The 21,314-nt window shown below is 63.1% G+C and carries 7 protein-coding genes; 4 read left to right on the top strand and 3 right to left on the bottom strand.

All coding sequences use genetic code 11. The features are described 5' to 3' along the window. Positions 1 to 195 precede the first annotated feature (195 nt). Positions 196 to 12,234 carry a filamentous haemagglutinin family protein gene (locus tag OZ428_RS13600; protein ID WP_269133718.1) on the top strand — a complete coding sequence of 4,013 codons (12,039 nt, stop codon included), beginning with the start codon at positions 196 to 198 and terminating at the stop codon, positions 12,232 to 12,234. 67 nt (positions 12,235 to 12,301) lie between these two features. Here the strand turns inward: OZ428_RS13600 and OZ428_RS13605 are convergent, their stop codons facing one another. From OZ428_RS13605 to OZ428_RS13615, 3 genes are all read right to left on the bottom strand, one after another. Further along, positions 12,302 to 13,888 carry a hypothetical protein gene (locus tag OZ428_RS13605; RefSeq protein WP_269133719.1) on the bottom strand — a complete coding sequence of 529 codons (1,587 nt, stop codon included), beginning with the start codon at positions 13,886 to 13,888 and terminating at the stop codon, positions 12,302 to 12,304. Between the two features lie 67 nt (positions 13,889 to 13,955). Continuing rightward, positions 13,956 to 15,689, bottom strand: a complete 1,734-nt coding sequence (locus tag OZ428_RS13610; RefSeq protein WP_269133720.1) for a hypothetical protein — start codon at positions 15,687 to 15,689, stop codon at positions 13,956 to 13,958. Then, a complete protein-coding gene (locus OZ428_RS13615) occupies positions 15,686 to 17,479 on the bottom strand; it encodes a tyrosinase family protein (RefSeq protein WP_269133721.1) in 1,794 nt (597 codons plus the stop codon). The genes OZ428_RS13610 and OZ428_RS13615 overlap by 4 nt, the downstream gene beginning before the upstream one ends. 158 nt (positions 17,480 to 17,637) lie before the next feature. Between OZ428_RS13615 and OZ428_RS13620 the strand changes: the two genes are divergently transcribed. The 3 genes from OZ428_RS13620 (at position 17,638) to OZ428_RS13630 (ending at position 21,295) form a co-directional block, all read left to right on the top strand. Next, positions 17,638 to 18,102 carry an Lrp/AsnC family transcriptional regulator gene (locus OZ428_RS13620; protein ID WP_033901455.1) on the top strand — a complete coding sequence of 155 codons (465 nt, stop codon included), beginning with the start codon at positions 17,638 to 17,640 and terminating at the stop codon, positions 18,100 to 18,102. A 956-nt stretch (positions 18,103 to 19,058) separates the two neighbouring features. Beyond that, on the top strand, positions 19,059 to 19,652 hold the full coding sequence (locus OZ428_RS34705) for a transposase (RefSeq protein WP_442964836.1): 594 nt from the start codon (positions 19,059 to 19,061) through the stop codon (positions 19,650 to 19,652). Between the two features lie 59 nt (positions 19,653 to 19,711). Then, positions 19,712 to 21,295: a ShlB/FhaC/HecB family hemolysin secretion/activation protein gene (locus OZ428_RS13630; RefSeq protein WP_269133722.1), complete on the top strand. Its 1,584-nt coding sequence runs from the start codon at positions 19,712 to 19,714 to the stop codon at positions 21,293 to 21,295. The last annotated feature ends 19 nt before the right edge of the window (positions 21,296 to 21,314 follow it).

Here is a 21,314-nt window from a genome sequence, read left to right on the forward strand (position 1 = left end):
TCACCGACCTGTGACACCCGATCAGCAACGGCCTGTGCCGTTGCTGATTTTTGCGTTTGTGTCGTTTTGTCCCGCGTTACCAGCCGGATGTGAACTTTCCATGACAGAAGTTCAGTCGCGCCCCTCGCCAACCGCCTAACCCTCATACGTGAGCTTGTCTTGCCCCTGGGCTAAAACAAAGAAGGAAGATTCCAGATGGTCCGCTGCAAATCACCGGTAAACCTGAAAGCCCAAGCGACTGTCCTGCGCCTCAAGCCGTTGGCCCATGCCATTGCGCTGTTGATGGTGGCGGGTAATGCCCAGGCGGCCACAGCGTTCAGTTCCGGCTGGTTTGCCGACAAGGGCGCGTCCCAGGCGGCCACGGCGGCGCGCACTGGCGCGGGCCAGGTGCCGGGGATTCCCTCATTGAACCAGCAGGCGCGGGTCAAGCAGCAGTTGTCGCGCTCCATCAGCACCTTGAACACCAGCGTCGCGGCGATTGCGGCCCAGCAGGCTGCGCAAGCGGCGGGGCGCCAGGCGGCGTTCGGCCAGGTCTCGAATATTCCCGATGGCCTGGGCAAGGGTGGCCTGCAAGTGGACAACGGCCTGACCCAGGGTTGGACCAACGCCAAGGGCCCGACCCAGAGCCAGTCCGGCGGCAAGACCACGGTGACCATCGAGCAGACCGCTGATAAGGCGATCCTCAACTGGGAAACGTTCAACGTCGGGCGCAACACCACCGTGGATTTCCAGCAGCAGTCCAGTTGGGCGGTGCTCAACCGCGTCAACGACCCCAACGCGCGGCCCAGCGAGATCCAGGGCCAGATCAACGGCGCCGGTACGGTGATGATCATGAACCGCAACGGCGTGGTGTTCAGCGGCACCAGCCAGGTCAACGTGCGTAACCTGGTGGCGGCGGCAGCGACCATCACCGACGAACAGTTCACCCAGCGCGGCCTCTACGTCGACGCTAACGGCAGCCAGCCGACCTTCACCGATGCGGTAGGCAAAGTCGAGGTGCAACGCGGCGCCGTGATCCAGACCCGTAACCCGGCCACGTCTACCGAAGCGGGCGGCTACGCCTTGCTGCTGGGCGCGGAAGTGGAAAACGCCGGCACTATCATCACCGCCAAGGGCCAGACCACCCTGGCCGCCGGTGACAGCTTCTACATTCGCAAGGGCGTCGGCACCACCGGCAACGACCGCTCGACCACGCGCGGCAACGAGGTGGCGACCAGTCTCAACGCCGGCAGCAGCGCCGGCAAAGTCACCAACAGCGGTCTGATCATGGCCTCCACCGGCGACATCACCCTGACCGGGCATCAGGTGCAACAAAACGGCGTGGCCCTGGCCAGCACCTCGGTGGACACACGCGGCACGATTCACCTGCTCAACTCCGCCACCGACAGCACCGGCAGCGTGACCCTGGGCGAGGGCAGCACCACCGCGATCCTGCTGGACAGCAGTGGCAGCACCGCGCTCAACGGGCAGAAGGACAACGGCCTGATCAAGCTCGACGGCACGCCCGCGAACCTGATCACCGGCCAGTTCAATAACCTCAGCGCCGTGGCGGACCGCACTGACCAGTCACGCATCGAGATCGTCAGCGGCGGCACGGTTGACTTCCAGAAAGGCTCGATCACCCTCGCCACCGGCGGCCAGGTGGCGGTCAGTGCAACCGGGCGCAGCCTGGTGCGCGATGGCGCGATGATCGATGTGTCGGGTGCGGTCGGCGTCAAGGTGTCGATGGAATCCAACAACATCAAGATCAACGTGCAGGGCAACGAGCAGCGCGATGCACCGGTCAACCGAGACGGCGGGCAACTGATCAACAACGATGTGTGGGTGGACCTGCGTGAGCTGGTGTTTGTACCAGCGGGCACCAACGGCTATGCGACGGATCGTTGGTACACCGCCGGCGGCCTGCTGGAGGTGGGCGGTTACCTCGGCACCCAGGGCCACTCGGTCGGCGAATGGATGGCCCAAGGTGGCACCGTGACCTTTACCGGCAACGATGTGGTGACCCAGCAGGGCGCGCAGATCAACCTGTCCGGCGGCACCGTGGATGTGCAAGCCGGTTATATCCAGCAGACCTGGCTCAAGGGCCCGAATGGCCGCTTGTATGAACTGTCCAAGGCGCCGGGCGACATCCTCTACTCGGGGTTGTACAAAGGCTATGAAGACAACAGCGTGCGCTGGGGCCAGACCGAGTATTACTACAACCCGCTGATCGCGCCGCAACGCCGTTATGAGGCGGGCTACACCGTGGGCCGCGACGCCGGCAAACTGGTGATAGGCACCTCCAGCGCGGTGCTGGAAGGCCAGGTGATCAGTGATGTGTTCCAGGGCGACCGCCAGACCCAGGCGCCGAACATCAACCTTGACGGTTACCAGCAATCCCAGAAGGCCATGGCCCGGCGGGCGCAGTTGATCATCGGCCAGTACATTCCGATCTACAACAAGACCACCGGCACCTTGCGCTATGCCCTCAGCGGCACCGCCGACCAGGTGCTGATCGATAGTAATACGCAGAAAATCGCCGACGGCCTGGACCTCACCACCGCCTTGCCGGCGGACCGCCAAGGCAAGATGGTGCTCGACAGTGACCAGCTCAACGGTTACCAGTTGGGTGCGATCAAGGTCGGCGCCACGCAGCAGATCACCGTCAACGGCGCGCTCAAGGTGGCGGACGGCGGTGATATCACCCTGTTCGGACCTAGGGTTGATATCAATGCGAACCTGACCGCCCATGGCGGCAGTCTCAATGCGGGCAATATCCTCGGCCAGGTCAACCCGCTCAAGGGCGGGGCCGTTGAGGATGCCATCGTGGCGGGGGCGGGCACTGTCAACCTCGCCAGCGGCGTGAAACTGGACGCCAGCGGGCGCTGGAACAACCTGCCACTGAACCCTGCCGATACCGGCGGCGTGGCTTATGTAAACGGCGGCAAGGTATCGCTGCGCGGCACCGGCAATGTGAACCTGGCAGACGGCAGTGTGGTAGACGCTTCTTCCGGCGCCACCCTTGGTGTGGATGGCAAGCTCATCGGCGGCAAAGGCGGCGACGTGACCTTGGCGTCCCTCGCTGCATTGGCGCTAGGCGGTGAGATTCGCGGCTACGGCGTCACGGGCGGCGGCACCCTGGCGTTGCAGGCGCGCAAGGTGCAGATCGGCGACAGTGCCACGGTGCCCGCCGCCGACACCTTGAAACTGGCCGGGGATTTTTTCAACAAGGGCTTCTCCGCCTACGACATCACCGGCAACGAAGGGCTGCTGGTCACCGACGGTACCCAGGTGGATGTGACCACACCGGTCTACCGTTTGGGCCAGCAGACGTCATCCACGCCGAGTGGCAGCGACCCTGCCACTGCCCTGGAGCGCTGGACACCGGCGCTTTACCAGGAAGACGCCGCCAAGGGCGTGCTGACCCAGCGTCGCGGTGCCAGCCTGACCCTGACTGCCGGCCATCGCGATTCAACAGCCGCCGAACTGGCAACCACCGCCCTGAGCGTGGGCAAGGGCGCGGTCATCAACGTCGACCCCGGCCAGGGCATCAACCTGCGCAGCGTCGGCCAACTGACCCTGGACGGTACCCTCAATGCCTGGGGCGGCAGCGTCAGCCTCGGCGGTTTGACGGTGCAGGCTTCCGAGGCGGTCAACGCCGCTGGCCATGGCCGCTCGATCTGGGTGGGCGAGAACGCCCTGATCGACGTCGCCTCCCGCGCGTTCACGGCGGTGAACAATCGTGACGGTGTCTACGGCCAGGTGCGCAATGGCGGCAAGATCAGCATCGGCGGCGACATCGACCTGGCCACCGGCATTGCCAAGGCCAGCGACTTGTTTGTGGTGGTGCGCGACGGCGCACGCCTGGATGCGTCCGGTACCCAGGCGGCGCTGGATGTTCCAGGCCAGGGTCGGGTGCAGGTGGCCAGCAATGGCGGCAGCATCAGCTTCGCGTCCAACAACGGCCTGTATTTGGACGGCAGCTTCGTCGCCCGTGCCGGTGGCGCCGGTGCGGCGGGGGGCAGTTTGTCCGTGGCCCTGGAAAGTCCTTACTATGCCAAGAATGCGGTCACCGACCGCGTGCTTACCCTTCGCGAACTGGTACTGAGCCAAACCCACCAGGGCAGCACATTGCCGGACACTGCCGACGCGGCGGCCGCCAGCCTGGAATATGGCCATGGTCGCCTTGGGGTGGACCAGGTCAGCGCTGGCGGTTTCGACAACCTCGCTGTGTTGAGCGACGGAATGCTGGGCTTCGACGGTGACGTATCCCTGAAAATGGGCCAGAGCCTGCGCCTCTACAGCGGCGCCATGGGCCTGACAGAGCAGGCTGCGGCCAACTCACGTATCAACCTGTCGGCGCCGTACCTGTTACTGGCGGGCATCCTTGAGCCGCTGGAAGCCAAGGACCAGTATCTGCACCCGGTATTGACCACCGGCATGTCGCAGCGCACGAGCCAAGCGCTGTTTACGGCAAACGCTAACCTGATCGATGTGCGCGGCAATGTCCTGTTCGGCAATAACAGTAACCTACCGCTGAGCGACACCAGCCTGGTCAACGTCGACCGTCGCGGGTTCGATGATGTGCAACTGACCAGCCAGGGCGACCTGCGCTTTCTGGCCGGAGCGGGGGCGGATGTGATCGCCACAGGTATCAGTACGCAACTGATGACCCAGGGGGACATGACGCTGCGCGCGGCGCAGTTGTATCCAGCGACGGAAGTCGGGGCGCGGGTATTGGCGGGCTACCTGAGTGGCGACCCCACTGGAGGCTTCTCCTACGATCCAACCCGTACCTTGACCATCGCTCACGCCGGGAATGGCAACGCTGCCATACCGTACTCGGCGTTCGGCCGCTTGCTATTGGGCGGCCCCACTGTCAAGCAAGGTGGGGTGGTACGTGCGCCGTTGGGATTGATCGAAATCGGCAATCGAGGGACCAGCAAGGTCGAACTGTTGCCCGGCAGCCTCACCTCGGTGAGCGCAAAGGGCCTGGTACTGCCTTACGGCGGGACGACCGATGGCCAGATCTATCAGTACAACGGCAAGACCGTCACCTTTCTTGGCCAGGGCGGCAAACTGAACGCGAACGCTGGCCTGAGCGTCGGTGTGATCATGGGCGGGCAGTCAGTGGCGGTGCTACCTGACGCCACCCTGGATCTGTCCGGCGGTGGCGAACTGCTCGGCGCCGGGTTTGTCTCCGGGCGTGGTGGCTCTACGGACGCCCGCTACAACCCGTTGGTGCAGTTCGGTGCCAACGGCGGGTTTGTGCTGCCGGGGCTGGCGACCAACCCGATCTATGCGATTGTGCCAGGCGCGCAACCGGGCTACGCGCCGGTGGCGCCCGAAGGCGGCGCAGTCGACCCGCTGATCGGCCAGCAAATCACGATAGGCGCAGGCGTGCCTGGGCTGGCGGCGGGTACCTATACCTTGATGCCGTCCACCTATGCCTTGATGCCGGGGGCTTTCCGAGTAGAAATCAACGGCCTGGCCGGCGTCGGCAGTGAAGGCTTGGCCCAGGCCATGCGCAACGGCTCCTGGTCGACGGCGGGGCGTCTGTCTATCGCCAATACCGGGATCGCCAACAGCATCGCGAGCCAAGTGATCCTGACGTCCGCCGATACGTTGCGCCGCTACTCCCAGTACAACGAAACCGGCTATGCGCAATTCGCCATGGCCGATGCCGCCAGGCTCGGTGTGCCACGGCCATTGTTGCCGGTGGATGCCAAGACCTTGCAATTGGCCCTGCAAGCTGGTGCGGGCGCGGATGCGTTTTCGTTCCAGGGCGTCGGGCGCTTTGAAGCCGCCACGGGCGGTTTCGGCGGCACCGTGTCGGTGATGAACACAGGCTCAATTGGCAAGGACATCGAAATCGTCGGGCCAGGCAAGCAGGTTAGCAACGGGTTCAGCGGCGTCACCCTAGATGCGGAAAGCCTCAATGCATTGGGAGCTGCCCGCTTGATGATCGGCGGGATGACTGTCGTCGTTTACGGTCAGGGTGGTAACTACGTTGAAGTGGCCGGCGGCACCACGGGCGCCCTTATCCTACGCGACGGTGCGACCTTGGCGGCGCCGGAGGTGTTCCTGGTGGCCTCCAGCGGATCCATCGTGGTGGAGCAGGGCGCTTCGATCAATACCATCGGACGTGGCAAGGCCAGTTACGACGCGCGCGATGGCTTTGTCTACAACCTGGCCAACGTGTTGGCGGTGTCCAATGGCTTGCTCAATGTGGTTGCCAAGACGCAACCGCTGGCGGGTAAGGGTATCCAGATCGGGGTCTGCAACAGTGCGCCCTGCAGTGGGCAAACGGCGCTGTATTCAGAAGGCAGTATCGTCGCCTTGACCGACAGCACCCTGCAAATGAGTGACCAGGTGCGATACGGCACCCGCCACCTCAACCTGGGGCTGACCAGTATCAACGTCGGCAGCCCGCAAGCCTTGGCAGATGCGGCGGCGGCCAATCGTCTGCCGGCAGGGTTGACCCTCACTCAAGACGTGCTCAACCGCCTGCTGCGCGGCGACACCCAGTTTGGCGCACCGGCCCTGGAAACGTTGCAGTTGTCGGCACGGGACAGCTTCAACTTCTATGGCACCACGACCCTGGACACGTATGACGCAGTCACCGGCAAGTCGCTGCTGAACAACTTGATGCTCTCCACACCGGCGATTTACGGCTCTGGAGGCGCCAGTGATGTGGCGACTATCCGCACTGCCAACCTGATCTGGCAGGGCGCCGAGGCGTTGCCTGGCACGGTGGTGGCGGGCGGTGCAGGCACCGGCAGCGGGCGCCTGGACATCAACGCCGAGCGCATCGAATTCGGCTATGGCGCGTTTGCCCAGAGCAGCACGGCGGCAACCTTGGACCGTCTGGCCCTGGGCTTTGCCAACGTCAACCTCAAGGCCAGTGATCGCATCACGGCCAACCACAAGGGCAGCCTCTCGGTGTACCAAAGCCAGGGCGCCTTTGACAAAGTCAAGGGCTTTGCCTACAGCGGCGGCAACCTGAATATCCTGACCCCGTTGATGACGGGTGAGGCTGGTTCGGTGAACAAAATCATCGCCGGTGGCGCGATTGATATCAGTGCGTCAGCCGGTCCGGTGGGCAATGTGGAGGGCCTGGGCGGCGAGTTGTCCTTGCAGGGCGATAGCCTGCGAGTGGCCAGCGCGGTGGTACTGCCCAGCGGCAAAGTCACCTTGGGCGCCCGTGGTGATGTAGTGCTGACCGATACCGCGTCGATTGATGTGTCCGGCCGGGACATTGCCTTCAATGACCTGACCAAATACAGCGCCGGCGGCGACGTGTTGCTGGAAAGCCGCGAGGGCAATGTGCTGCAGGCGGCGGGTTCGACCATCGACCTGTCGGCCCAGTACAACCAGGCAGGCAAACTGCGCGCCGTGGCGGTGGGCGGCGCGGCCGGCACCGTCGACTTGGCGGGCAAGATCCTCGGCAGCAGCAGCGGTTACTACGATGCCGGCGGCACCCTGGTGCCGTACCAGGCAGGTGCGGTGGAGGTCCAGGCCCAGCACTTGGGAGGCAGTGGCAGCTTGAGCGACCAATTCGCCGCCCTCAACCAGCGCCTCAACCAGGGCCAGGTGTACGGTGCACGCAGTTTCCAACTCAAGCAGGGCGACTTGATCATCGGTAACGACGTCAAGGCCAACACCGTGAATGTCTCGGTGGACAGCGGCAGTCTGCGCGTGACCGGCCGGGTGGACGCCAGCGGCGAGCGCGTCGGCAATATCAACCTGGCCGGCAAGAACGGCCTGACCCTGGATGGCAGCGCTGTGCTCGACGCCCATGGCACGCAATTACGCGTGGACAGCTATGGCAAGATCATCGACTCGCCGAACCGCGCCACTGTGGTCCTGGGTTCCGGCACCGGCCAGCTGACCCTGGCCGATGGCATGCGCATCGACGTGCGCCATGGCACCGAAACCGCCACCGGCAATGACGGGCGCAATCGCGGCACGCTGGAGCTGAATGCACCGCGCCTAGGCGCCAACGACATTGCGATCGACGCCAGCGGCAACCTGACGATCGTGGGCGCTCGCTCGATCAACCTCAACGGCATGGTCACCTACGACGACGCGCCAACCAAGACTAATCCGACTGCCAGCGGCAAGCCGTATCAGGAAATCACCCAGGATTACTTGAATGACATCCATGGTCTGAGCACGACATTCATCACTGAGGCGTTGAAAAACACAAACTTGTTGCAGAACAAGCTGGCCGGCCTGAACAACGCCACTTACGGCGATACCTTCCACCTGCGCCCTGGCGTCGAAATCATCAGCAAAACCCCGGATGGCGACCTGGTGGTGCAGGGTGACCTGAACCTGTCCGGCTATCGCTACGCCAGCCTCACGTCGCCGACCCATGCAGTGACCGAGGCCGGCAGCCTGACCTTGCGTGCCGGCGGTGACCTGAACATCTACGGCAGCATCAACGACGGTTTTGCAGAGCCTGGGGCAACCCCGGATGACAAAGGCTGGGTGCTGCGTGCCGGCATCGACTACACCGGCGGTACGATCACGGTGCCGGGTGACGGCGTGACCCTGGCGGACGGCACCACGTTCCCTGGCGGCACGATTCTCAACTTCGACCTGCCGATCAAGGCCCGCAGCCTGCCTGCCGGCACACGATTGCCGGTGGCGGTGACACTCAATTCAACGTTGGCACTCCCGGCCGGTACGGTACTGGCGGGTGCGGTGCGTAATGCCGCGGGCACGGTGTTGTACCCGGCGGGCACGATATTGACCGCACGCGTGAGCTTGCCGAGCGGCAGCATCCTGGATGCCGGTACGGTGTTGGTGAGTCTCACCAGTGTGCGGGTGATGACTTGGCCGGCAGGCGTGCCGTTGCCGGGGAAACTGGGCAGCGCCGCGACCGTGACCCTCAATGGTGCCAAGCTGCTGCCGCGTGGGGCGCTGTTGCCAGTGGGCACCAACGTCAAGTTGCCGGGTGGCGTCGCATCGGTAGACCTGCGTGCGGGGGGGCAGGGCAAGCTTTGGGCAGTGGCGCCGATGTTGCCAGAGGGTTCGCAGTCCTGGTCGATGCGCCTGGTGGCCGGAGCCGATACCCAGGCGGCCGACAGCCGCCTGCTGCAGCCCCATCCACAGGCAGGCAATCTGCGCCTGGCCGACAGTCACTCATCCGTCAATAACCTGGTGGCGGGCGGCAGCACGCGTTTCAGCGTGATCCGCACTGGCGCGGCGGACCTCGAATTGCTGGCCGGGGGCGACCTGAGCATGGATTCATTGTTTGGCGTCTATACCGCCGGCAGCTCCGCCGTGGGTGCGTCCGGCGAATGGTTCCCGGAGGGCGGGGGGAATTTGCTGGTGAAGGCGGGCGGCAACCTGACGGGGAACATTACCAGTGAAGCAGGAGACCTGGGGCGACCCGTCGCGGGTGATGCAGGCCACGACTCCGCCAACGTGGGCACTTGGTTGTGGCGCCAAGGCAATGGCCTATCGGGTATCCAGGCCAAGGCGACCGCCTGGGGGATCAACTTTGGCGCCTATATTCCTAATGTGTTACTGCAAAATGCGCTTGACCAAATGGTCGGTTTCACCGGGTTCGGCACCCTGGGCGGGGGTAACCTGAATGTCGACGTCGGCGGTGACGCCGGGATCATCAGGCCACTGGCCTCGGGTTTTGTACCTGTGAATGTCAACGCCCGTAGCCAAGGCTTGGTGCTGGCGGTGGGCAGCACTGGCCGTGTCGCGGCGGATGGCAGCCTGCAGCTCACCGGGGGTGGCGATCTGAATGTTCGGGTAGGTGGGGCCGTGAACCCAGGCAGTCAAATCACAACGGGCCATCTCAACGGCGCGGTGGTGGATCTGCGCGGGCATGTTCAATTGACGGGCGGTGCCCTGGGTAGCCTGACCTTGCGTTATGGCAACCAGCCCCAGAATCAGAGCCCCAGTGAGACACGCGCCTATGATTCGATACGCTCAACCTCTGCCACGGCGGCCGGGGGGTGGAGTTTGATGCCGGGTGACGCGACCTTCAGCCTGGCCACTCGCGGTGATCTGGTGTTGCAGGATGTCGCGGATCCGGGGCGTGCGCCACAGATGAATACGTGGGCGTATGACAACAATGGGGTCATGGGCGTGGGGCAGACATGGTTCAGCCTGTGGACCCCTGGCACTGCAATCGACCTGTTCTCCGCGGGTGGCAATCTCACGCCGCTGACCGACACCACTGAATCGGACATGGCTGCGGTGTATCCCGCCACATTACGCGCGGTAGCCGCCAACGGCAGCCTGTATTACGGGCGTGCCTCGGCCTTCAACACCAGTCCTCCACCGCCGCTCAAAGCGCTGGTGTTGGCGCCGTCTGCGCAGGGTCAACTGCAGCTGTTGGCGGGGGACTCCATCTATGGCGGTGACTTGACCATCAGCCGCTCCAGCGCCGCTGCGGATACCCTGGCGACGATTCTGCGCCCAGCGTTCCAGGGGTACGTAAAAAACCCTGTGTCCGGCGTTTATGATTTTGTGGGCGGTAATGCTTCTACGGATGCTGTTCGCGCCGAACTGGGTGGCATTGCGCCTCTGTTTGCTTTCGGTGCAAATACTGCCAGCACCTCATGGGGAGATGCCTTGGAGCCCGCGCGTTTCTATGCCTTGACCGGTGACCTGCTGGGCGTCAACAGCGGGCGTTCGATTACCATTACTACCTCGACTGACCCGCGTTTTGGGCAGACCTATCATGAAGGTGCAGGTGCGGTGTGGATGTCGGCCGGGCGAGACATCGTCGGCAGTGGTACGCGATTGAGCGGTGCCAGCGGTGGTGACGCGGGGGCTGTCGAATACAGCATCGTCGGTAATCTGTTCATGCACAACGGACCCACCGATGTTTCCATCGTCAGCGCCGGCCGCGACATTCTCTTCAGCAGCTTTAACGTCGCAGGGCCGGGCACCCTGGAAGTCACCGCAGGCCGCAATATCCTGATGGACGACAAAGTCGGCATTACCAGCCTCGGCGCGGTGGCCGCAGGCGATAACCGCCCTGGCGCCAGTATCGTGATGCAAGCCGGTGTAGGCCCCAACGGCCCGGATTACCTTCGTTTCGTCGAGGCCTACCTGAACCCGGTCAACCTGGCGCAGCCGGGCGAGTCGCTCCAGGGCAGCAAGGTGGCCAAGACCTACGAAAACGAGCTGGTCGGCTGGTTGGCCGAGCGCTTCGGTTTTGTCGGGGACACCACTCAGGCCCGCGCTTACTACACGGCGCTGCCGGCTGAACAGCAACGGGTGTTTGCCCGCGATGTGTACTTCGCTGAACTCAAGGCCGCCGGCCGTGAGTACAACCAGGAGGGCAGCGTGCGCCAGGGCAGTTACTTGCGTGGCCGCGAGGCGATTGCAGCGCTGTTCCCGGACAAGGACGTGGCCGGCAACCCGGTCACCTACAAAGGCGACATCACGATGTTCGGCGGCGCGGGCGTGCACACCAACTTTGGTGGCTCGATCCAGATGCTCACCCCCGGCGGCAGCCAGACCTTCGGCATCGAAGGCACGGCGCCGCCGTCGACAGCGGGTGTGATCACCCAGGGCGCGGGGGACATCCAGCTGTATTCCCTGGGCAGCATCCTGCTTGGCCAGAGCCGCATCATGACCACCTTTGGCGGTTCGATCATGGGCTGGACCGCCGAGGGCGACATCAACGCCGGTCGCGGCTCCAAGACCACCGTGGTCTACACGCCGCCCAAGCGTGTCTATGACAACTGGGGCAACGTGGGCCTGTCGCCATCGGTGCCGAGCACCGGTGCGGGGATTGCCACGCTCAACCCGATTCCGGAAGTGCCAGCCGGGGACATCGACCTGATCGCGCCGCTGGGCACCATCGATGCGGGCGAGGCGGGCATTCGTGTGTCGGGCAACGTCAACATCGCCGCCTTGCGTGTGGTGAACGCGGCAAACATCCAGACTCAGGGCAAGTCGTCAGGGGTGCCGGTGTCTGCGGCGGTCAACACCAACGCCATGAGTTCGGCCAGCGCGGCCGGGGCAGCGGCGTCCCAGGCGGCGGAAGACGCGGCGCGTAGCCAGCAGGCAGCGGCCAAGCAGGGCCGGCCGTCGATCATGACGGTTGAGGTGTTGAGCCTCGGCAGCGAGCCATTGCCACAGGAACCTGCACCGGCTCAGAAAACCTCTGGCTACAACCCCAACAGCCCAGTGCAGGTACTTGGCGCGGGGCCGCTGAGTGAACAAGCCCGGGCGCGGCTGACGGATGAGGAGCGTAAGCAGATCAGCCTGTAAGACTTTGGAAAGGACCTCTCGTTGTAGTGTTCGGGGCGATCACTGATCGCCCCTTTTTTTGCGTCGGCTACGGGTTGTCCTTGAGGGTCTTGAACGCCTCGATGCGTTTGATCAGGCGCGTATTCTTCGCAGAATCGGCATTGCCGAACAGGAATGAGAAATCCGACGCCAGCTTGGACGTGCCGGCAATCGCCGCGTACTGGTGGCAGTCGTTGCAGTTGTCTGTCTGCACGTAGGTTTCCATCGTGGTGTTGGCGACGATGACACTCTGGTCGCTTACAAACGGCCCATAGGACAGCGGCACCTTCACGTTGGGTCCAGGGCCCGGATCGTTGGGCGCGTTGGGCGTCTTGGACCACAGCACATTCACCAGTTTGTAGTACTGGAACACCGACTGGCCCTGGGTCTTCTGCGCGAAGGTCTGCTGCACCGCCGTGTTCAGCGCTTGCATGTCCTGAGGCGTGGCATTGACCCGCGTGGCCTGCACCGGCTGATCAAGGGGCGTGCAGTTGGGCGGTGTGTGGGTGGCATCGCACTGCACCCGTGCGACGTTGGGCGTGCACGCGTCACCGGTGCAGGCCGGGTTGTTGAAGCTGTAGCCGCCGGGCGGGGTGGCGCCGCCGTCGGGCACGTTGTCGACCTGCTCGAAGGTGGTCCAGATGAAGTTCGGCTGGGTCTGGGTCTTGTTGATGATGTGCAGGCCCACCAGGCCCACCACTTCCTGGGTGCATTGCAGCGTATCCGGGCGTTGCAGCCAGGCGACGGTGGTCAGGTAACGCCCGTACAGCTCGGGTTTGTTGGTGAGTACGCGCCAGGCCGCCTTGAGTTCCAGGGCGCCGAGTTCTTCCTGGGGCAGCGCCTGGGCCGGCAGCTCGCGCACCAGTTTGCCGGCGGGCAGTGACAGGCCGGCCGGGTGCCGGTTGTCGCTGTTCTGCGCCACGCTCAGTTGATTGGCGGCGTCGTACAGCCCGTTGTCGACGATGTAGTCGAACTCGGCCTTGCCGACCTTGCGCTCGAAAAACACCAGGTTGCCCGACTGGTCCGTGAGCCAGCCGCCGGAAGCCTCCATGATCGAATCCGGCAAGGTCACCTGGGTGCCGCTGGACAGGTGGAAGCGGTGTTTGCGGTTGATCGCGCTTTCGGAGGTGGCCGTAATGAATTTACGCGCGCCCGTGGAAAACGCCTTGAGGTTGCCGGTGGCGGTGCAATTGGACGGCACCCGGGTTTCCACGCCCCAGCCGGAGGGCTTGGGCGCACCGGGCAGGAAGATCTCGCTGGCATCCTTGTAGCTGGCCCACACCGGGGCATTGCTCATGGGCTGGCCGGGCGTTGGCGGCACGCCGAACTGGGCCGCGGTGCTTTGCGTGTCCGGCTCCCCGGCCAGGCTCGGGTTGACGGGCCAGCCAGGGTTGACCGGCCAGTTCATGGCGATGAACAGTTGCCAGCCAAAACAGTTGAGAAAGTCCTGCTCGGTGCCAAAGTTGTTCACCGGCAGGAAGCCGCCGCTGGTGGGGTCGAACACCAACTGACTGACGCAGCTCTGGGCATCTGACGCCGCGCTGACCGGTTCGGGTGCGAAAGGGAGAAGGGCGCAGGTGATCCAGCACAACACATTCAAGCGTGCCCGGCGCAGCGGGCGAAGCCATCCGTTCATGGTCGCATTCCTTGCTCAAGACTCAAGAGGCGGCCGCCCACGCCAGGCATGGGCGGCCGGCAGGCACTCAGGCGACGGGCACCAGCGCCAGGCCGCTTTCCCATGGGTGCTGGGTGGCGCTGGGGTTGGCGGCTTCGCTGGGGTTCAGCGCGCGCACGCTGACCAGCCCCGGCGCCGCGTTGCTGCTGACGCTGACGGTCATGATGTAGCCCTGGGTGCCGCCGCTGTCGGTCTGCCCAGGAATCGCCGAAGCATCCGGCAGGAACTGCGTGACCTGGGCCGTGATGCCTGGGTTGGAGAACTGCACCCGTGCATCCGCCGCCGTGGTGTTCGGGTCGGCGCCTTGCACCACCAGCACGAACTGGCCTGAGCTGCCAGGTGCAAAACTGGCGGGCAAGTCGCTGGGGGATTGGCCGTAGAACAGGTCAATCGGCAGCAACTGCACGGGCCAGGGTTGCGCATCGGTGTTGTTGGCCGCCACGCAATCGCACTCCTTGGGCGTTCCGCTGAGCGGTGCCGGGGTGACGCTCAAGGCCACATTCAGCTCGTTGGCGATCACCCACACGTAGTCAATCGGCGTGCCGTTGATGGTGATGTCATTGATCGAGAACCCCGCGCTGGCCGGCACCTCGAACACCGCCTGCAGGATCTGGTCGGAGTTGTTCGGCCCGGTGCCGGCGGTGCCACGGGTGATGCGCCAGTAGCTGCTCACGTCCTGGCCTTGCGGGCCTTTCCAGGTGCTGAAGGACTTCGGTTGTTGCAGGTACAGACCGATGGGGTTGGTCAAGGAAATCAGAGCTTTGACGGCTTCCTGGTTGGCGGAGAACCCGATATGCGGATCGGAATTGCGATAGTTCTGCCCGTATTGGGCGCAGCAGATCAGGCTTTGCTGGTTACGGCTGCTGTTGAGCGGGCGCAAGATAGTCGCCGCCGCTGCCAGGTAGATTTCGGCACTCAAAGTATTGGGGCCGGAGGTCAGGTGCATTGCGCCGCCCGACACGCCGGGAATACGCACGGTGCCGGAATTCCATTTGTTCACGGTGTCGTAGGCGGGCTGGCCGGTGGTGGGGTCAAGCACCGGGTCACCGGCCTTGCCGGTCGGGCCGTTGGCGGTGTAGCGCAGGTACAGGTCTTCGATCTTCACTTGTGGGTCGACATAGGCTTTGTACAGCCCCAGCACGGCCTGCGGGTCGATGTTCCACATGGTCAGGAAATACGCCGGGTTCTCGCTGGTGAACATGATGCTGCGCATGTTGCCGTCGGGGTCGCGGGTGATCGACCACTCGCAGTATTCATCCAGCCAGCCCCGTGGGCCCGAAGGTGAAAAGTCGGCGTAGGGGCCGTTCCAGTTGATGGACTTGCACAGCACGCTGGGGATCTGCAGTTGGGTCGCCTTCGGGTCCGGGTAGAGCGAATACAGGGTGTTGTTGAGGGTGATCTGGCCGTGATCGGTCAACTGCATCACCTGGTCCAGGGTCATGGCCTTGCCACCCAGTTGCGGGACCACGGCGGCGCCATTGTTATAGAAAAACGTCCACAGCCGGTTGGGGAAGGGCTGCCAGGTGATGGTCACTGGCGTCTGTGTGCCGTAGCCGCTTTCAATCGGGTTGTAGTAGCCCGAGCGCGGTGCGTCGTTGAGGTTGGACCAGGGGTTGCCGATCACCGACATCTGGGTCCAGCCTGTGACGTTGTTGTTCCAGTCGGTTTCGAAGGTCGGCAACTGGTTTTCCAGGCCTAGCTTGTTGTAGTCCTTGGGGGCTTGTTCGGCCGGGGAGGTGAATTGGGTGAAGGGCGTGCTCATGTCGGTTCTCCAGCATTGGCGGTGGTGGAAGTGGAGCAGCAACCGGTACCCGGAGCGGGCCCGGCAGAGGTTTGGCGTGGGTCGTCCCACACCAGTTGCGCGATAAAGCCAGGCAGCGGCGCGTATGCATCGGGCGTCAATACCTGGCCAGTATCGGGATGGGTCACGATCAGCGATAACTGCGCTGTATCGCTCGGTTTAAGGTTCAGCGCCTGGGCGTTGCGCGCGGCATTCAGTGCGCGGCAGACGCCCTGGGTGATACAGCGGCCCTTGTCGTCCACCAGGCCCATGCCGATGCGGCTGAAGCGTCCGACGTAATGCGGGTTGTCGGTATTGGCGTGTTGCGCCGTAGCGTCCGGTTGGTTGAGGAAAACGTCGATCAGGTAAGTGTCGTGGGTGCAGCGCACGTGATCGAACACCACCCAGGGGCCGGTGATGGCAGCCTTTTGCTGATGGCAGCACGCAGCCTTGGCTGCGCCGAACTGCGGGGCCACCGGGGTGCCGTAGTCGTAGCCGATGTGCCGGCTGTCCTGGGCCATGTCACCCAGAGTGGTGTAGCGCCAGGCGTCGGCGCTGGTGAAGCTCACCTCGGCCGCCTGATGGCCAGCGAAGGGCTGCAACAGGCATTGGGTGGTGTACTGCGCCGCCGGGTTGGCGCGGATCCAGACTTCCAGCATGCGGTCGATATTGGCGTGGTAGGAGCAGAATACCGGGTCGAACGCGGTGTAGGCGTTGTCGGCCATGTCACCACCGATCCACCCGTGATAGTTGTCGTGGGGCTGCTCGTAGAGCCCGTCGAAATTCAGCGCGCGGTTGGGATACAGGTCATTCGGTTGCGGCGGGTCGAAGCTGGTGATGTTGGCCCAGGGGTAACCCGGCACCCCTTGGGGCTGGCTAAATGTGGTGAACGTGAGCGCATCGACCACCTGCTGCTGGAAGATCCGGCTCATGCCATACAGTTGGGTGCGCTCGAAACGAAAGGCCTCGCCCTGGGTATAGAACAGCGGGTTGCGCTGCACATACAGGCAATCCACGTCCCCGACCGGCGCGGTGGCGCACACCTTGGAACAGCCGTCCTTGGCCGCCGCATAACGCAACGGGTTGCGCCGCACTTCGCCGGTCTGCGGGTGCACATAGGTTTCGTCAAGGAACGCCTGGGGCAGGCCGGCCTGGGGGCTGCCGTCGATGCTGGCGTCGGCGGCCATCCAGTCCCAGTAAGGGATCGCGCAGTCGATCAACGCTTCCAGGTACAGCAGATAGGCGCGATGCCACAGGGCGAAGGCTTCCTGGTAATGCAGGCACCAGTTGGTATGGATGTAGGCGTAACGCTGCCAGGGCGAACCGCTGTCGGGGTCGCTGATGCGCATCACGTCATCCAGTTTGGCGCGGTACAGATTCAGTTCGTCGGCGCTCAGCGAGCGGATGTCCTGGCGTACGCGCTTGACCGGGTGCGGCAGCGCTGGTGGCGGGATGCGCTCGGCCAGGTCAAACGGCGAGATGCTGTCCAGCCGCCAACCCTGGTTGACCCACAGGCGGAAGGTTTCCAGGGCATCGATGGGCCAGAACTGCTGTTGGTCGGTGGTCAGCGGCATGTTGCGCGAGGCGAGGTGCTGGTAGATGGTTTGCGACCAGGTCTTGACCGACGCCGGGTCTTCCAGGAACACGTCGTAGGCATTCATGCAGCCGATCCAAGTGGCCGCAACGGCGGCGCGCTGGCTGGCGGGTATCCAGTAGGGTGCGCTGAAAAGTCCTTGGATATCAGCGGTCCATGTCGGTTTCGCGACTATCATAAGATCCCTCTCATGCCGCCTTGAGGCCAGGTGTTGGCCAGGCTGCTAAGCTGAATCGATGTTAACTAGCCACTGCGCAGGATTTGTGCAAATTGGCCCGTCAATGCGACGGATTCATTGCAATTTTCAAGGACGATTTAGAACCGATGACAGACGCCATGGATTTGAAGATCCTGGGCAAGTTGCAAAAGGATTGCGACCAGAGCCTGGAGTTGTTGAGCGACAGTGTGGGGCTGTCTTCCACCAGTTGTTACCGGCGGATTCGCCGGATGGAGAGCGTGGGGATTATCAAGGCAAAAGTGGCGGTCTTGGATGAGCGCAAGTTGGGGATCCAGGTGACGGCGTTTTTTCTGATCAAGCTGGACAGGGACAGTAATGATATTGATCGCAGGATGCAGCACATACTTTCTGGTCATCCGGAGATTCAGGACTGCTACTTGATGACGGGGGAGTTTGATTTTGTGATGGTGGCGAAGTTTCGGGATGCTGCTGAATATACTGAGTATATCTATCGGTTTTTGGAGACTTATCGGGATATTCCGATTCGGACTTATTCTTCTACGTTGGTGGTTCGGACGGTTAAGAAGTCTTATGAGTTGCCGTTGCAGGGGGTGGGATTTTGATTGAGTACATATCCGTTATTTGGGTAATGGCGGGTATTGGTTCCGCCCTTACGGCGGGTCACTTTTGAAAAGCCCAAAAGTAACCAAAAGGCTCTTGCCCCAACACTCGGCACCTCGCTTAGGCTCGGTGTGCCCTCACTCCGGCTTGAATCCGTGGGCCGCCGCGATGGGCCATCCTTGGCCCAGCGCGGCTAACCCGGCGTCCTGCCGGGTTACCCACGGATTCAAGCCTGCGTTCGGCCAGCGTGTTTGACGGGGCGCCTAAGATCAAAATCAAAAACAACCGCGGCGGCCTTCGAGCCGACCGGTACTGTGTGGTCGAACTCGGTCAAATGTGGGAGCTGGCTTGCCTGCGAATGTATCGCCTGGGTCTATCTGATTCACCGAGGTGCCCGCATCGCAGGCAAGCCAGCTCCCACAGAAAAGCAATCAGCGGTGCACAAAAAACTGCCTTTGCTCCACACCACTCAAGCCGGCTGTCAGGCCGCTGTGCTTTTGATTTTGATTTTGATCTTAGGCGCCCCGTCAAACACGCTGGCCGGAATTCGGCAGGGATTTGGGGGGTAAACCGGCAGGGATGCCGGTTTAGCCGCCCCGCGCCATGGATGGCGCGTGGCGGCGGCCCCCCAAATACCTGTCGGATTACGGGCGCACCGAGCCTAGGCGAGGTGCCGAGTGTTGGGGCAAGAGCCCTTTGGTTACTTTGGGCTGGGCCGGCATTCCGGCTTTTCCAAAGTGACCCGCCGTAAGGGCGGAACCAATAGCCGCCGTTACCTAAACAACGGATATACACACCACCAAGAATTGCCCCCCACCCAATCCAAAATGAAGCTTTCATGACAAAAGTTCGGTAGTCCCCGGCCACTCCCGTCTCTCCTGTGTAACGCGCTTGAGCCCACCAGAATGTTGGGCTTTTCAGCTGCAAGCAGGATGCCAGGAGTGGGGCGATGGGAACTATGGAACGTTACTCGAAAGTCGGCATGCAGGAGCTCGACCAGCGCCTGTCAAAGATCGTCGAAGCCGCGCGCAAGAAGCCGGTGTCGGTCTATCGCTATGGCGCACCCTGGGTCTGGATCGTTTCCCAGGAAGACTGGCAAGGCGCTCGCAAGGAAGTCTCCAGCTACATCCCGGCAGGCCATTCCCTGGTGCTGCTGCGCCCACAGATCGACGAAGTGCTCGATCAGCACCGTGACTGGCTCACCGCCGAACCCGCGATGTCGATCGCCCCGCACACCGTGCTGCAGATCCTGCTGCTGCAACTGCTGTACTCGGTGCCCAGCGAACAACAGCTGCATGAACAGCTGAACTACAACCTGCTGTTCCGCTGGTTCGTCGGCTTGGACCTCAACCAAAAGGTCTGGAGCATTCACGTACTGAACCGCGACATCGCCACGCTGCTCAACAACCCGCGTGCGGTGCAACTCATCCAGAAAATCATCGGTGACGTGTTTTGTGGCGCCTTGCTGCACATGCCGGAGTTCTCGTTGAACTTCGCCCTGTTGCACACCTGGCTGGCACGCCACGGCAGCACTTCGATCACCAGCAATTGAGCAGGCCGCACGCCGGGCATCCGGCGACGGCGCAAAAAATCAGACAGTCAGGGGGCGGTGTGGAGCATCTGTTCAAATTAACGTTGGCGCTGTGTTGCGTGACGCTGGGGAGCCTGGCGCAACCGGTGTTGGCCGAGGAAGACGAGGGCGCGCGCAAGGTCGACGTCAACGAGTACTTCGTGCGCGGCAATACGGTGCTGGATGCGGCGACGATCGAGGAGGCGGTGTATCCGTTCCTGGGGCCGCAAAAGACCTTGGGCGATATCGAAGGCGCGCGCGATGCGTTGCAGAAGATCTACCAGTCGCGTGGCTATCAGTCGGTGTTTGTCGAGTTGCCGGAGCAGAAGGTCGATGACGGTATCGTCTACCTGCAGGTCAGCGAGACCAAGGTCGGCCGTGTGCGCGTGGTCGGTGCCAAGCACTATTCGCCGGTGGAAATCCGCGAGCAGGTGCCGGCCCTGGAGGAGGGCGCGGTGCCGGACTTTGCCACGGTGCAAACCCAGCTGGCGGGCCTCAATCGCGGCGCTGGGCGCCAGGTCACGCCGCTGGTACGCGAGGGCCAACGCTCCGGCACCATGGATGTGGATTTGCAGGTGGAAGACCAGAACCCCTGGCACGCCAGTATCGGCCTGAACAACGACTACAGCGCCGACACCGAAAAGCTGCGCTCGGTGGCGACCCTGGGGTACGACAACCTCTGGCAACTGGGCCACAGCATTTCCCTGACCTACTTCACCGCGCCCCAGGACACCGAGAATGCCAAGGTTTGGTCGGGTTCCTACAGCGCGCCACTGGATGAACGCTGGACCTTGCAGTTCTCCGGTTACCAGTCGGACAGCAACATCGCCACCATCGGCGGCAGCAACGTGCTGGGCAAGGGTCATTCCTACGGTGTATCGGCCATCTACAACCTGCCGGCGGCGGGCAACTGGGCCAACTCGTTCTCGTTTGGTGTGGATTTCAAGGACTTCGACGAACAGATGAAGTTCGGTTCCAGCAGCGACCAGGTGCCCCTTAAATACGCGCCATTCACCTTCGGCTACAACGGTTTTCGCTACACCGAACAAGCGCAGTTGGGCCTGGGTTTGAACCTGGTGGTGGGTACTCGCGCGTTCTTCGGCTACGGCAGCGATGCCGAAGAGTTCGAGTACAAACGCTACAAGGCCAGCGCCAGTTTTGCCGTGCTCAAGGGCGACCTGAATTACACCTATACCTTCGCCAACGACTGGCAGTCGGCAACCAAGGGCGGCTTCCAGCTGGCGTCGGGGCCGCTGGTGTCCAACGAGCAGTATTCCGCCGGCGGCGCCACATCGGTGCGCGGTTACCTCGCGGCGGAGCGCACTGGGGATGAGGGGTACTTGCTCTCCCAGGAACTGCGCACGCCGTCCCTGGCCAAGTTCCTTGGCAGTTATGTGCAGGAGTGGCGCTTCTACGCGTTCGCCGAAGGCGCGCGCATGCGGCTGCACGACCCGCTGCCCGAGCAAGAAGACGAATACAGCCTGGCCAGTGTCGGCCTGGGCACCCGCGCCAGTTTGAGCAAATGGTTGTCCGGCAGCCTGGATTGGGGCTACCCGCTGCTCAATGGACCGAACACCCAGAAACAGGACTCGCGACTGCACTTCAGTGTGCAGGCGACTTTCTGACTTTTTCTTCCGGAGACTT

The sequence above is a fragment of the Pseudomonas sp. GXZC genome (assembly GCF_026967615.1).
Lineage (GTDB): Bacteria > Pseudomonadota > Gammaproteobacteria > Pseudomonadales > Pseudomonadaceae > Aquipseudomonas > Aquipseudomonas azotoformans_A.

Excerpts from the sequence above, each read along its gene's own strand:
- OZ428_RS13610 (WP_269133720.1), bottom strand. The coding sequence starts at position 15,689 with ATGAGCACGCCCTTCACCCAATTCACCTCCCCGGCCGAACAAGCCCCC.
- OZ428_RS13620 (WP_033901455.1), top strand. The coding sequence starts at position 17,638 with ATGGATTTGAAGATCCTGGGCAAGTTGCAAAAGGATTGCGACCAGAGC.
- OZ428_RS13605 (WP_269133719.1), bottom strand. The coding sequence starts at position 13,888 with ATGAACGGATGGCTTCGCCCGCTGCGCCGGGCACGCTTGAATGTGTTG.
- OZ428_RS13615 (WP_269133721.1), bottom strand. The coding sequence starts at position 17,479 with ATGATAGTCGCGAAACCGACATGGACCGCTGATATCCAAGGACTTTTC.
- OZ428_RS34705 (WP_442964836.1), top strand. The coding sequence starts at position 19,059 with ATGGAACGTTACTCGAAAGTCGGCATGCAGGAGCTCGACCAGCGCCTG.
- OZ428_RS13600 (WP_269133718.1), top strand. The coding sequence starts at position 196 with ATGGTCCGCTGCAAATCACCGGTAAACCTGAAAGCCCAAGCGACTGTC.